Source organism: Paenibacillus cookii, assembly GCF_018333375.1.
Lineage (GTDB): Bacteria > Bacillota > Bacilli > Paenibacillales > Paenibacillaceae > Paenibacillus_AQ > Paenibacillus_AQ cookii.
On the sequence record NZ_BORW01000008.1, the window covers coordinates 1 to 13,683 of the forward strand.

Genomic DNA, 13,683 nt, shown 5'->3' on the forward strand with positions numbered 1-13,683 from the left:
TAAGTGAAAGAGACAAATTACACTGAGCCTGAACAATTTATTGTCAGGCTAGCGTCTTTAGGCGCAGTTTGGCAACAGGGGGTTATACCCCAAGTGCAAACCACCCGTTGGACGGGTGGTTATGATTCTTTAGGTTTCTTAAGTTTTCCTTTATCAACGTTTATTTTTCGTTTCGAAACGCTTAATTTCCCCTCCCTATAATAAAAACATCTTAAGCGGGCGGAACGGCGCAAGGCCTGATGTCCGGAAGCGATGAACGGGGGAGAACCTGATGAAATTAGCGCGGAAAACGACGGTCGCGGTATTATTCGGCGGCTGTTCGACGGAATATGGCGTATCGCTGCAGTCTGCGGCTTCGGTGATCGATCATTTGGACAGGGATAAGTACGACTTGGTGCTTGTGGGGATTACGCAAGAAGGCGTGTGGCTCCGGTACGGCGGCGGCACGGACGACATCCGGGAGGACCGCTGGCAGCAGCATTCCAGCTGCATTCCGGCATTTTTGCCGCCAAGCCGGGACATGGCCGGGCTGGTGGAGCTGGTCGGCACGGAATACCGCGTGACGCCGGTCGATGCCGTGTTTCCGGTGCTGCATGGCAAAAACGGCGAAGACGGCACGGTGCAGGGCTTGCTGGAGCTGTCGGGCATTCCGTTTGTCGGCTGCGACACGTTGTCTTCGGCGGTATGCATGGACAAGTCCATCGCAAGCAAGCTGGTGAAGCTGGCCGGCGTGGATACGGCGGAGTCAATCGTCGTTCATGCCGGGGATGATCTATACGGCGCGGTCAAAAAGGCCGAGCCTCTGGGGTTCCCGCTGTACGTGAAGCCGGCCCGTTCCGGTTCCTCCTTCGGCATCGCCAAAGCTTACGACAAGCTGGAGCTGATGGAAGGCATAAGGTCCGCCTTGTTGCATGACGATAAGGTGGTCATCGAGCAAAACGTTCCCGGTTTCGAGGTCGGCTGCGCCGTGCTTGGGCATGCTGCCGATCCCTTGATTGCCGAAATCGACGAAATCGAGCTGAACGGCGAATTTTTCGACTATGAGGAGAAATATTCCCTTGCGACGTCCACGATCCATCTGCCTGCCCGAGTTTCGGAGGATGCGGCGGCCAGCATCAAAGAGGCGGCCAAGCTTATTTACCGCACGTTGGGCTGCACGGGCCTGGCCCGGGTGGACATGTTTGTCTGCCCGGACGGCCGCATCGTGTTTAACGAAGTCAACACCATGCCGGGCTTTACGGCGGCCAGCCGGTACCCGAACATGATGCGCGCAAGCCATATCGGCTACCCGGAGCTGATGGACCGTCTGATCCAGCTTGCGTTATCCAAGGAGGCAAGAGCATGATGGTTAAGCGAGCGATACGTCTGCAACCGAAAATGGTCCATCGCGGACCTCTAGTGCTGGTGAACAGGGAACATCCGCTGCAGCATGCGATCCACTCCAGTTATTTGGCTTCCGTTGAGGGGGTCGCCCGGGCCAGCACGGAAGAAGCCTGCATGCGCCTCGAGCGGACATGCCTGCGGCAGCTGAAGGCATTGCTTGCGGCCTGCGGCGGCGCAGAGGCCATCGGTATCGTCAGCGGTTACCGGACGCGGATGGAGCAGCAGCGCATTTACGACCGGTCTTACGCAGCCAACGGGCCGATTTTTACGGCCAGCTATGTCGCGCGGCCGGGCGAAAGCGAGCACCAGACCGGACTCGCCGTCGACGTCGGGGAAATGGACGCGGGCGTGGATTACATCTGCCCGTCGTTTCCGGAGGACGGCGTATTCGCGGAATTCCGCCGCAGAGCCGCGGAGTTTGGTTTTATCCAGCGATACCGGGAAGGGAAAGAGCATCTCACCCATATCGCCTGCGAGCCGTGGCATTTTCGTTACATCGGCGTGCCTCATGCGATCATCATGGACCAATACGGGATGTGCCTTGAGGAGTATACCGAATATATGCGGCAGTTTAGGCCTGACGGACCGCATCTCTTCAAAAAGTACAAGGATCATTTGATCGAGATGTTCACCGTGGAGGTCGGAGAGGAAGGAGCCGAGATTGCCGTCCGCACGGAGCCGGGTGCGAAAGTGGAGATCTCAGGCAACAACGTCAATGGATGCGTCGTCACGATTTATCATGAATGCAAGGGGCCAGGAGGCGCGTCCGGTCCGGAACATGGAACAGGCCTGGGGTTCGGGAAGGAGCAAGCCGTCCGATGAAGACCTGGGCTCTTATGGACCGGCTGCTGATGCTGCTTATTCCGATGGCGGGAAAAAAAGAAGCCCCAAGCCGCGGCCACCGCGCTTGGGCGGAGATCAACCTGACCCATCTGAGGCATAACGCGGCGGAGCTGAAGCGGGTGCTGCCGCCGCAATCCCGGATCATGGCCGTCGTCAAGGCGAATGCTTACGGGCATGGAAGCCTTGAAGCCGCGCGGGAGCTGAGCCGGGAAGGCATTGCCCACTTTGCCGTCGCCGAGATCGGGGAAGGGATCGCCCTGCGCAAACATGGCGTACGCGGCGACATTCTCGTTTTGGGTTACACGTCTCCGGAGCGAGCCCCCGAGCTTGCCCGTTACCGCCTGACCCAAACGATGGTCAGCAGGGAATACGGCGAGGCGCTGAATGCGTATGGAGTGAAGCTGAACGTGCACGTCAAAATCGATACCGGCATGAACCGTTTGGGCGTGCCGTGTCATGACCCGCATTCGATCATGGCATGTTACCGGTTTTCGCACCTGAACGTAACGGGGACGTTCAGCCATTTGTCCATGTCGGACAGCTTGGGGCAAGCCGAGACCCGTTTTACGCAGCAGCAGCTGGACCGTTTTGAACTGGCGATCGGGCAGCTGAGGGAGGCGGGAATCGATCCCGGACTTGTGCATATCCAGAGCAGCTACGGCATCCTGAATTACCCGGAGGTGAGCTGCGATCTGGTCCGTCCCGGCATCGCGCTGTACGGACTGCTGAGCCGCGAGGAAGACGAGGTGCGGACGAAGGCCGATTTGCGGCCCGTCCTTTCCTTAAGGTCGGTTGTGACTCAAGTGAAAGAGGTAAAAGCCGGCGATCCGGTGGGATACGGACGGAACTTTATTCCTTCCTGCGACCTTCGGATCGCGACCGTGTCCATCGGTTATGCCGACGGGATTCCGAGGTCGCTTTCCGAACATGGCGGGTACGTGCTCATTCGCGGGCAGCGGGCACGCATCGTCGGCAGCATCTGCATGGATCAGCTGACCGTCAACGTGACCTCCATCGCCGGCGTCCGGCAGGGCGATCCGGTCACGCTCATCGGACAAGACGGGGCGGAGACGATCACGGCCGGACAAATCGCCGCGCGGTGCGGCACCGTGGCGAACGAGATTCTAAGCCGCTTGGGCAGCCGGTTGGAGCGGGTCTATCGATACGATTAAGATGGACTGATAAGTTTCTTTTTAGGGTTCGATATGAGAACAAAAACGGATCTTTCCTTGTCGCATCCGGCAGGGGAAAGGTCCGTTTTGTTGTATGTGTGCATATTTCGCCTATTCACGAAGGGCTAGAAAATCCGCATCCTATACGTCGATGTTTTTGATCGCTCTTGCCGGATTGCCGCCGACGATCGTGTTGTCCGGAACGTCTTTCGTGACCACGGCTTCGGAGGCCACCACGACGTTATTGCCGATCGTGACGCCCGGATTAATGACGGCTCGTCCACCGATCCATACGTTGTTGCCGATCGTGACCGGTTTGCCGTACTCGGGCCCTTTTTCCTTTTCTTGTCGTATAATATTTGATGTTTTTTTCCGTGTGTTATGTGAACTCATTTCACAGAAGCAGGATATGAAGAAATAATAGTTTTACCGTCTTTGTATTCTAAAAAGTAGGCAACTTTTAAATTTGAATTATAGCTAATAAATTTACTTCCCATCGCCCACTTCTGATTTTTCAGTATTGACTCTCCAGTTGATGAATACAATGACCATGTTTGTTTGGCCAGATCACCTACAAAAAGTTGACTATTGTTAAAAACAGTTACCCAACCCGATTCTTTATCTTTATCCTCATTAAAGAATGATTGCAATGATTTAATCTTATTATTTGTACTAACATTGATGATCCTATAGAATACTTGAGAATCTGTTGGTTTTGGTCGATTAGCACTAGCCAAGACTGATTGATATGTGTAAGAATTGAAAATTGAAAGTTTGTTACCCAAAAATTTGAATTGGAAATCTGTGTTGAAATCTTTGAAAAAAGATTCCTTCTTTGTATATAGATTTATAGTCTTAAGAAAATAATCATCGATACCGATACCTTGTCCAACATATTTAATAGCTAAATTTGGGTATTTTTCAAAATCCCAATCCATGACACTCACACTTTCATATCCCTTATCTACAACTTGGGCATTATAGGTGACAGTTGGCTTTTTCCAAGGGTATTCATACAAATTAAAAACATTTTTGGTCTGCACCATAATTCTCTCATTCACTTTTCCTGTTGGAGCAACCCATTTTAATTTATCACCCGTATCTTTCATGGGGATTTCAGTTTTTGAAAGTAAATTCCCCTTAAAGGAGAACACACTTTTTGTGATCTTTGTAGGACTAATTTTTTTTAAAAGAATAAATTTTTCCGGGTTTTTAATAACTCCTAAATCCAAAATGGGATTTGAGTCACTTGATAAATTGATCGAATTATTTGTTTTAACGTCTACTAGATCGACTTTATTAGAAACGCGGTCCAACAAAACTACTGTACTCTCGTTGAGTACAAAAATATCAGTCGTATCAATTTGTGGCAACATGACATTTGAGTTAGCGAAAGATTGATTCGAAAATAAAACAATTCCCAATATCATAGAAATTAAAATAGCCATTTTTTTTGTGAACATCATGAACATTTAGTATCCTCCACTTCTTATAAGTTGTTTTATACTATAAACACAAAAACAATGACAATAGTTGCTGATTTATTTTCTTTTTAGGGTTCGATATGAGAACAAAAACGGATCTTTCCTTGTCGCATCCGGCAGGGGAAAGGTCCGTTTTGTTGTATGTGTGCATATTTCGCCTATTCACGAAGGGCTAGAAAATCCGCATCCTATACGTCGATGTTTTTGATCGCTCTTGCCATGGAACCTTTTTGTCTACCTTTAATTCCATAAAGTTCGGCCTAAACGTTGCCCTATGAAAGGAGACGAAAGATCGGTTAGAGGTTTTGCTGAATGAAAGATCGAAGTAATTAGCAATCGCTTGAATACAAGGGGTCATATAAATCGGTTTTTTGGAATGAAATGATTAGTGGTTTAATCGACCTAAAGAAAGGAGAGGGCTTAAGATTTTTAAGATCGGTACATTTTCTAAACTAAGCCGGGTATCTGTCAAAACATTGCGTTATTACGATCAGCGGGGATTGTTGCAGCCGGACACGATCGATCCGTCTTCCGGTTATCGATATTATTCAGCGGAACAACTGTTAGTCGTGCAACGAATCATCGATTTAAAGAACCGGGGGTTTACGCTGGAAGAGATCAAGTCCCTATTGGCTGAAGATGTCTCTCCGGCGGAAGTGAAAAAATCTTTGACGGCCAAGCAGCTGGAACTGCAGCAATTCATCGAGGAGGCACAAAGCCGATTGGAGGAGATCAGCTCGGGGCTGGAGCGTATTCGGGATTTAGACGACCCTTCACCGGCCGTCCCGATCGTCATTCGAAACGTAAAATCCCAGCTTGTCGCATCCATTCGCGATACGATCCCGCGCTCGCACTTATGTCTCCTTTTGGATGAAATTAAACAATATGTGCGTGAGCATCAGGAGGATGACAACCGCTCTTTAAACGTTCAATGGCATAACAACGACGACGAAGAGGATTTGATCGATGTAGAAGTCGCTTTACCCGTTGCAAAGCCTATTCCGGGCAGTGACAGGGTGAACGTTCACTTTTGGCCGGAATTAAAACAAGCTGCCTCGCTGGTTCATTGGTGCGACCCGTATCATTCCTCCTGTTCGGCATTGGCTGAGCTTGCGACATGGATATCGTCCAACGGATATCGGCCAAGCGATGCCAAACCGATCCGGGAAATTTATTTGACGGCAGATCAAGATCTGTATGGGAAACTCCGGAGGGCTGAATTGCTCATTCCGATTGAAAAAATATAAAAAGCCGAATCTTTCATTGTTCCGTGCAAAAGGAATGATGAAAGATTTTTTTTTGGACGTGTTGACTCTCCCCTATGGTGGAGGGTGTAGAGTGTCATTAATCAAACAATAAGGAGTGGTACAAATGAAACGTTTGGAAGGAAAAGCGGCATTAGTAACCGGGGGAAGCCGGGGCATTGGCCGGGGCATCGCGCTGCGGCTGGCAGAAGAAGGGGCTCTGGTTGCGGTCCATTACGGCAATCGTTTTGCTGCAGCGGAGGAAGTGGTCAGTACCATCGAAGCAAACGGGGGGCAAGCATTTGCTGTGGGCGCAAACCTGAACTCCGTTGCGGGTATTGAAGCATTGCTTCAATCGCTAGATGGGCAGCTTGTAGAGCGAACAGGCAGTCATCATTTTGATATTTTGGTCAACAATGCCGGCATCGGTACTTCAAAAAATCTTGAAGAAACAACGGAAGAATCTTTTGACGAAGTATTTGCCGTTAACGTCAAAGCCCCGTTTTTTCTCGTACAGAAATCGTTGTCTCGTCTGCGTGATCAAGGACGGATCATTAACATATCCTCTGGAGTGACTAAAATTGCTATGCCGGAATTGATGGCTTATAACCTGACGAAAGGAGCAATCAATACGTTCACCTTTCAACTGGCAAAGCAGCTTGGACCACGAGGCATCACAGTCAATGCGGTTCTTCCCGGTATCGTCGATACGGATGTGAACGCATCCTGGCTGTATACTCCGGAAGGGCAACGGTATGCAACGGAAATATCTGCACTGGGGCGCATTGGGGAGCCATCGGACATTGCCGACATCGTTGCGTTCCTTGCATCCGTCGACGGGCGATGGGTTACGGGGCAGATGATCGATGCTACGGGCGGATCCCATTTATGATCCAGCGTTTTTTCCGGAGCCCATAATCCCTATAAGTAAAACAAAAATCCGATTCCTTCGTTGACTTAACGCGGAATCGGATTTTGCTTTTTCGTTGGACGCTTCTTTGGAAGGCAGCTTTGCATCGCTTGATGTCGGCATGAACGGGCAGTGAAGGCCCCGCTATATGAGTTCCATACCTCGAACAGCAGGCTTTATGTTCAGTCCGCGATGACAAGATTCGTCCCCGTTTTTTTGAATTTGGTCAGGAAGCTGCGGTCTACATGGGCATCCGTCACGATCGTGTCGATCCGCTCCAGGGGCGCGATGGCAACCGTGACGTCTTTGCCGAATTTGGTGCTGTCGGCCGCGACGATGACCTCTTTGGACAGCTCGATCATCTTTTTGCGCGTGACGGCCTCCTCCAGATTATAATCCGAAATGCCCCTTTCGATCGTGATCCCGCTGCAGCAGATAAAAGCTTTCCGCACGTTAAGCTCGTGAAAATTGAAAATATAATCGAATGCGACGACGGACTGCTCTTCCTTCCGGATTTTGCCCCCGATGATGATCAGCTCGGCATCGGTGTCCATCAGCTCCTGGATGACCGGTATGGAGCAGGTAATGACCGTCAGGTTCTTTTTATCCTTGATGTATTTGGCAATTTGATAGGTCGTCGACCCGCTGTCGATATAAATGCAGTCGCCGTCCTGAATCCACTCGCTGCATTTGCGGGCGATGTGCTCTTTTTCTTCCAAATGGTTGACCATCCGCTCGTCCATCGACGATTCCCCGAACCGGTCCGCAAGTTTGATGCCCCCGTAGATTTTTTCGATTTTCCCCCGGCCGGCAAGCAGGTTGATATCCCTTCGGAGCGTATCGACGGAAATGCCCAGCTCCTCGGTCAGCTCCGTTATTTTAAGCACTTTTTTGACGGTTAATAGGTCGAGAATTTTCTTTTGCCTCTCCAATGGCAGCATCGCTTTCACCCGCTCATCTATGACGTTGGCGTTTCGAACCGAAACAATTCCAGTGTACGTTCAGCCTCCCTGGGATTCAATAGATTTTACATAGATCACCATGTTTTATCGTTAGAGTAGGGATAGAGTTAGTCAAGAGTTATGAAATAGTTATGCATAATTTACGCAAAATTTACAAGCTCGCGCATCTCGGTTGACATACGGTTTTTATACTGGGGTTGTGTTTAAGGAGGTGGGCGGCTTGCTGAAGCTGCAGCATATTGGCAAACAATTCGACGGTAAAACCGTTTTGGACGACATCAGCTTCGAGATCGGCACGGGGGAAATCATGTCGCTCCTCGGCCCGAGCGGAAGCGGGAAAACGACGCTGCTTCACCTGATTCTAGGCCTGACCGGGGCGGACCGCGGCAGCATTCGTTTCGGCGACGAGGACTTGACCCGCGTCCCGATGAAAAAGCGCGGCTTCAACATCGTGTTTCAGGATTACGCCCTGTTTCCGAACCTGAATGCCTACGACAACATCCTATACGGATTGCGCAATAAAAAAGGACGCGTGAACGCTGCGGAGGTTCAGGAATATATCGATTTTTTGGAGCTGGCCCCGCATTTGAACAAAAACATCGGCGAGCTGTCCGGCGGGCAAAAACAGCGGGTGGCGCTGGCGAGAACGCTTGTCACGAAACCGAGGCTGCTGCTGCTCGACGAGCCGCTGAGCGCGCTGGACGGGGTGATCAAGGAATCGATCAAGCAGCGGCTCCAATCGATCGCGAGGGAGTTCCGGCTGACGACGGTAATCGTGACCCATGATCCTGAGGAAGCCTTAACGATGTCCGACAAGATCCTGATCATCAACCAGGGCCGAATCGCCCAGTTCGGCACGCCCCAGGACATCATCGACCGGCCGGCCGACGAATTCGTCGAGCAGTTCATCATTAAGCAGCTGAGCATCAAACGGCAAAACATTTTGAACCTGTTCGGTGAGATGTATGCATAAAGTCAAACCGGAATTGCGCGTCGTTTTTACGCTGCTTATGCTCTTTTTCGCCGGGTTTTTGTTCCTGCCGCTGCTCGTTTTGCTGATTCGTTCCCTGGAAACGGGCGAAGGGTTTTCGTTTGCGAACTACGCGGCGGTCTGGGAAGGGAGGGATCTGATCGAGGCGGTCTCGAACAGCGTCAAGGTGTCGGCGGCTGCGGCCGTCATCGCCACGGTGCTCGGATTCGTTTTGGCGTACTCCATTCATTGCACCCGGATCTTTCGCCCGGTCAAAGGCGTTCTGAAAACGGCGGTCCTCGTGCCGATGCTGCTGCCGACGATCACCTACGGGTTCGCCATTATGTATTCGTTGGGCAACCAAGGGCTGATCACGAAGCTGATCGGGCGCAATCTGTTTGAAATATACGGCTTTAACGGCCTGCTGACGGGATATGTCATCTACACGCTGCCGCCGGCTTTTCTGCTGATCCATAACGCTTTCGGTTATATCGACAAAAAGTTCATCATCGTGTCCAAGCTGATGGGCGACGGGACGGCAAGAAGCTTTTTTCATGCGGTGCTGCGGCCGCTCGCGGGCGCGCTGGGCGGGGCGTTCGTGCTCGCTTTTATCCTCAGCTTCACGGATTTCGGCATTCCTGCTTCGGTGGGCGGAACGTATCCGGTCATCGCGGCGCAGCTGTACCAGGTGATGCTCGGCTCCATCCCGGATTTCAACCAGGGGGCGGTCATCGCCGTCGTGATGCTGGTTCCGGCCGCGTTCGGGATCTGGCTGCTGCGGTATCTGGACAAGTTCAATTTCCATTACGACAAAATCTCGGCCATCGAGCTGCCGAAGCACCGGGTCCGGGATACGGGACTGGGCGTTCTGTCGTCCGTGATCGTGACCGGCATGCTTTCCGTTTTTGCGGTCATGTTCGCGGCGCCGTTCATGAACGGCTTTCCTTACGATACGGCTTTTACGCTTAAGCATGTCAACGGCGTATTCGCGTCCGGCGATTTGACGGGCGTGTACAAAAATTCGCTTTGGGTCGCGCTGCTGACGTCGCTGCTGGGGACGCTGGCCGCATACGGAGCCGCGCTGCTGAATGTACGCACCAAGCTTAAGGCGAAAGGCGCGACCGATGTCGTGTCGATGATCACCAATACGGTGCCGGGAATGGTGCTCGGGATCGCGTACCTGCTTTTGTTTAACGGGAGCAGCCTGAAGGGGACGTTCGCCATCCTCGTGCTGTGCAACATCGTGCATCTGTTTACGACGCCGTATTTAATGGCCAAAAACGCCCTGTCCAAGATGAATCCGTCTTGGGAAACGACGGGCGAGCTGCTCGGGGACAGCTGGTTCAAGACGGTGTACCGGGTGGTGCTGCCGAATTCGGCGTCCGCGATCATCGAAATGTTCGCTTATTATTTCGTCAATTCGATGGTGACGATCAGCGGGATCATCTTCCTGGTGTCGGCGCAAACCTCGGTCGTGGCGAGCAAAATCAAGGAGCTGCAGCATTTCGCCAAGTTCAACGAGATTTTCGTGCTGTCGCTGCTGATCTTTTTCACCAACCTGTTGATCAAAGCGGCGTGCGATTGGATGCAGCGGAGGAGGGCGGTGCGCTAGTACGTTTCAGCACCATATACTCACCATTAAAAATAAAAAGCGAGGGATTTACGACATGTCCAAAACATTCAAAAGTTTGCTGCTTACGTTATTCGCCATCGGCTTCGTGCTTGCCATGGCGGGCTGCGGCAGCGGCAAAGCGGAGGAAGCGAAAAAGGTCGTCATTTACACGAACGCGGACGAAGAGGCCGTCGCCTCCATGGAAACCGCGCTGAAAAACGCCGGGTATGACGGCAAATACGTGCTGCAATCGCTCGGCACCTCGGAGCTCGGCGGCAAACTGATGGCCGAAGGCGGAAAAATCGAAGCCGATCTGATCACGATGAGCTCCTATTTTATCGAAAGCTCGCAAAGCCAGTATGCCATGTACAAGGACCTGTCGTTTACAACGGATGCGCTGGAATCCTACCCGTCCTATTCTACGCCGATTTTGGCCAACACCGGTTCGATTTTCGTCAATACCGAAGTGCTGAAGCAAAAAGGTTTGCCGATGCCGGCGTCGATCAAAGACCTGACGAAGCCCGAATTCAAAGGCCTTGTCTCGATCCCGAACATTATGGACTCCTCGACCGGCTGGCTGCTCGTTCAAGCGGTCATTAGCCAATACGGCCAGGAAGAAGGCAAAACCGTGCTCCATGACCTGATCGCGAACGTTGGCCCGCACCTGGAAAGCTCCGGCTCCGGTCCGATCAAAAAGGTGCAGGCGGGAGAGGTCGCTGCAGGCTTCGGCTTGCGCCACCAGGCGGTCAAAGCGAAAGCTTCCGGCGCTCCGATCGACTATGTGGACCCTGCTGAGGGCAACTTTTCGCTCACCGAATCCGTGGCGGTCGTGGACAAGAAAAATGCCGTGACGGACCTGGCGATGAAAATGGCGGAAACGATCATCAAAGACGCCCGGAAGGATCTGATCACCAATTATCCGGTGGCGCTGTACAAAGGCGAGACGGTGGAAAACGTCAACCAGCCTGCGCATCCGATGAAATTCGTCGAACCGCTGACCGTCGAGCTGCTCAAGAAACATCAGCAATTTTTTGAGGCAGCCCAATAGGCTGCAACCGATGCCTGAAATTCAAACCGAACAAGGGAGCCAAACAAAATGAACAATTACAAGCTGTTAACCCCGGGACCGCTCACCACGACCGCCGCGGTGAAGGAAGAGATGCTGTTTGACCGCTGCACGTGGGACGACGACTATAAATCGATTACGCAAAAAATCCGGTCGCAGCTGCTGTCGCTTGCGGGAGCAGGCCCGGACGAATATACCGCCGTGCTGATGCAGGGCAGCGGCACGTTTGCGGTAGAGTCCGTGATGACCTCGGCCGTGTCCGACGACGACAAGGTGCTGATCGTGACCAACGGGGCGTATGGCGAGCGGATCGTCCAGATGGCCGAATATATCGGCCTGAACTACACGCCGTACCGGGTCCGTTATGATGCGCAGCCGGAGGAAGCGGAGCTTCGGGCTGTGCTGGCGGCGGATCCGGACATCACGCATATCGCGATGGTCCACTGCGAAACGACGACGGGCATTTTGAACCCGCTGGAGACGGTGGCGAAGCTGTCCAAAGAATACGGAAAAACCCTTATTATCGACGCGATGAGCAGCTTCGGCGGCATCGGCATCGACGTGGCGGGGCTGGGCATCGACTATCTGATCAGCAGCGCCAACAAATGCATCCAAGGCGTGCCGGGCTTCGGATTCGTCATCGCCAAGCTGGATAAACTGAAAGGCTGCCAAGGCGTCGCGCGGAGTTTGTCCCTGGATTTATACGATCAATGGAAAGGGATGGACAAGGACGGCAAATGGCGGTTTACTTCCCCTACCCACGTCGTGGCGGCTTTTTCGAAAGCGCTGGATGAGCTTGTGGAAGAAGGCGGGGTTTCGGCGCGGGAGGCGCGTTATCGCGAAAATAACCGTTTGCTTCGCCAAAAGCTTGCGGAGATCGGCATTCCGGCCTATATTTCGGAAGAGAAGCAGTCGCCGATCATCACGACCTTTTTATTCCCGGACGAGGGCTTTAACTTCGAAGACTTTTATGCCTATGTAAAGGAACGGGGATACGTGATTTACCCGGGCAAACTGACGGACGCCGATACGTTCCGGATCGGCAATATCGGCGAGATTTATCCGGAAGACATCGAACGGTTATGCGGCATCATCAGCGAATATATGGGAGGAACGGGACGATGAACAACATCGAAGGCGTTATTTTGGACTGGGCCGGAACGGCGGTGGATTTCGGTTGTTTCGCGCCGGTGAACGTATTTGTGGATATTTTCAAGAAGGCGGGCATCGAAGTGACGATGGAAGAAGCGCGCGGCCCGATGGGAATGCTGAAAATCGATCATATCCGCGCCATGCTGTCCATGCCGAGGGTGTCGGCGCTGTGGGAAGAGGCTTACGGCAGGGCTTTTAACGAAGAAGACGTCAACCGGCTGTACGCCGAATTCGAACCTGCATTGATGGTGTCCTTATCCGAGTATACGAATCCGATTCCGGGCGTCATTGACACGGTGGACGTACTGCGCGCCCAAGGGCTGAAGATCGGTTCGACGACCGGCTACACGAGCTCCATGATGGAGGTGGTCGTCTCGGGCGCCCGCGAAAAAGGATACGGGCCGGATCACGTCGTGACGCCGGACGATACGGGGTCGTACGGAAGGCCGTACCCTTACATGATCTACCGCAATATGGAGCATCTCCAATTGTCCGCGGCTTGGAAGGTCGTCAAGGTGGGCGACACCACTTCCGATATCAAGGAAGGCGTGCAGGCCGGCGTATGGTCGGTCGGGGTTGCGGTCGGCAGCTCCGAAATGGGACTGGGCGAAGAGGCGTACCACGGGTTGACGGACTCGGAAAAAGAAGCGGCGATCGAAAAAACGCAAAAGGTATTCATGCGGCATGGGGCGGATTTTACGATCCGTACGTTGGCTGAGCTGCCGGCATTGATTGAACGCATCAATGGTTTGCTCGCGGAAGGGAAAAGACCGGGCTGCATGATACCATAAATAACGGCAAAGCCCTGGCCTCCTAATGACGGTCAGGGCTTTGTCCTTTATTTTTTCAGATCGCATTCATTTATCAAACTTCTCCTTATACTTA

The 13,683-nt window shown here is 52.5% G+C and carries 12 protein-coding genes and 1 pseudogene; 10 read left to right on the forward strand and 3 right to left on the reverse strand.

The window, feature by feature from the left end:
• Nucleotides 1–271: 271 nt before the first annotated feature.
• From vanG to vanT, 3 genes are read left to right on the forward strand one after another with little or no spacing between them, the layout of a single operon-like run.
• Nucleotides 272–1,345 carry a D-alanine--D-serine ligase VanG gene (vanG, locus tag KI367_RS09940; protein ID WP_212949338.1) on the forward strand — a complete coding sequence of 358 codons (1,074 nt, stop codon included), beginning with the start codon at nt 272–274 and terminating at the stop codon, nt 1,343–1,345.
• A complete protein-coding gene (locus KI367_RS09945; protein WP_212949340.1) occupies nt 1,342–2,205 on the forward strand; it encodes a D-alanyl-D-alanine carboxypeptidase family protein in 864 nt (287 codons plus the stop codon). The genes vanG and KI367_RS09945 overlap by 4 nt, the downstream gene beginning before the upstream one ends.
• The gene (gene vanT, locus KI367_RS09950) at nt 2,202–3,398 is read left to right on the forward strand and encodes a serine racemase VanT catalytic subunit (RefSeq protein WP_246536819.1); all 1,197 of its coding nucleotides are present in this window, start codon (nt 2,202–2,204) and stop codon (nt 3,396–3,398) included. The genes KI367_RS09945 and vanT overlap by 4 nt, the downstream gene beginning before the upstream one ends.
• A 141-nt stretch (nt 3,399–3,539) precedes the next feature.
• Here vanT and KI367_RS09955 read toward each other — a convergent pair.
• Nucleotides 3,540–3,743 (reverse strand): annotated as a pseudogene (locus KI367_RS09955) (DapH/DapD/GlmU-related protein); the annotation flags it as partial.
• Nucleotides 3,744–3,787: 44 nt separating this feature from the next.
• A complete protein-coding gene (locus KI367_RS09960) occupies nt 3,788–4,870 on the reverse strand; it encodes a hypothetical protein (protein ID WP_036711143.1) in 1,083 nt (360 codons plus the stop codon).
• A 446-nt stretch (nt 4,871–5,316) separates the two neighbouring features.
• On the opposite strand from KI367_RS09960, the gene KI367_RS09965 reads away from it, so the two are divergent.
• A complete protein-coding gene (locus tag KI367_RS09965; RefSeq protein ID WP_281422503.1) occupies nt 5,317–6,129 on the forward strand; it encodes a MerR family transcriptional regulator in 813 nt (270 codons plus the stop codon).
• A gap of 124 nt (nt 6,130–6,253) precedes the next feature.
• Nucleotides 6,254–7,018: an SDR family oxidoreductase gene (locus KI367_RS09970; RefSeq protein ID WP_212949343.1), complete on the forward strand. Its 765-nt coding sequence runs from the start codon at nt 6,254–6,256 to the stop codon at nt 7,016–7,018.
• Nucleotides 7,019–7,218: 200 nt separating this feature from the next.
• On the opposite strand, the gene KI367_RS09975 is transcribed toward KI367_RS09970, so the two are convergent.
• Nucleotides 7,219–7,977: a DeoR/GlpR family DNA-binding transcription regulator gene (locus KI367_RS09975; RefSeq protein WP_212949345.1), complete on the reverse strand. Its 759-nt coding sequence runs from the start codon at nt 7,975–7,977 to the stop codon at nt 7,219–7,221.
• A 241-nt stretch (nt 7,978–8,218) separates the two neighbouring features.
• Here KI367_RS09975 and KI367_RS09980 point away from each other — a divergent pair, with 241 nt between their 5' ends.
• Genes KI367_RS09980 through phnX form a run of 5 tightly spaced genes read left to right on the forward strand, consistent with a single transcriptional unit; the run spans nt 8,219 to nt 13,589 of the window.
• Nucleotides 8,219–8,971 carry an ABC transporter ATP-binding protein gene (locus KI367_RS09980; RefSeq protein ID WP_212949347.1) on the forward strand — a complete coding sequence of 251 codons (753 nt, stop codon included), beginning with the start codon at nt 8,219–8,221 and terminating at the stop codon, nt 8,969–8,971.
• Nucleotides 8,964–10,580, forward strand: a complete 1,617-nt coding sequence (locus KI367_RS09985) for an ABC transporter permease subunit (RefSeq protein WP_036715506.1) — start codon at nt 8,964–8,966, stop codon at nt 10,578–10,580. The genes KI367_RS09980 and KI367_RS09985 overlap by 8 nt, the downstream gene beginning before the upstream one ends.
• Nucleotides 10,581–10,635: 55 nt before the next feature.
• Nucleotides 10,636–11,628, forward strand: coding sequence for an extracellular solute-binding protein (locus tag KI367_RS09990; protein WP_212949348.1), 993 nt, complete (start codon nt 10,636–10,638; stop codon nt 11,626–11,628).
• Nucleotides 11,629–11,676: 48 nt separating this feature from the next.
• Nucleotides 11,677–12,771, forward strand: coding sequence for a 2-aminoethylphosphonate--pyruvate transaminase (gene phnW / locus KI367_RS09995; protein ID WP_212949350.1), 1,095 nt, complete (start codon nt 11,677–11,679; stop codon nt 12,769–12,771).
• Nucleotides 12,768–13,589 carry a phosphonoacetaldehyde hydrolase gene (phnX, locus tag KI367_RS10000; protein ID WP_212949352.1) on the forward strand — a complete coding sequence of 274 codons (822 nt, stop codon included), beginning with the start codon at nt 12,768–12,770 and terminating at the stop codon, nt 13,587–13,589. Before phnW ends, phnX begins: the two co-directional genes overlap by 4 nt.
• Nucleotides 13,590–13,683 lie beyond the last annotated feature (94 nt).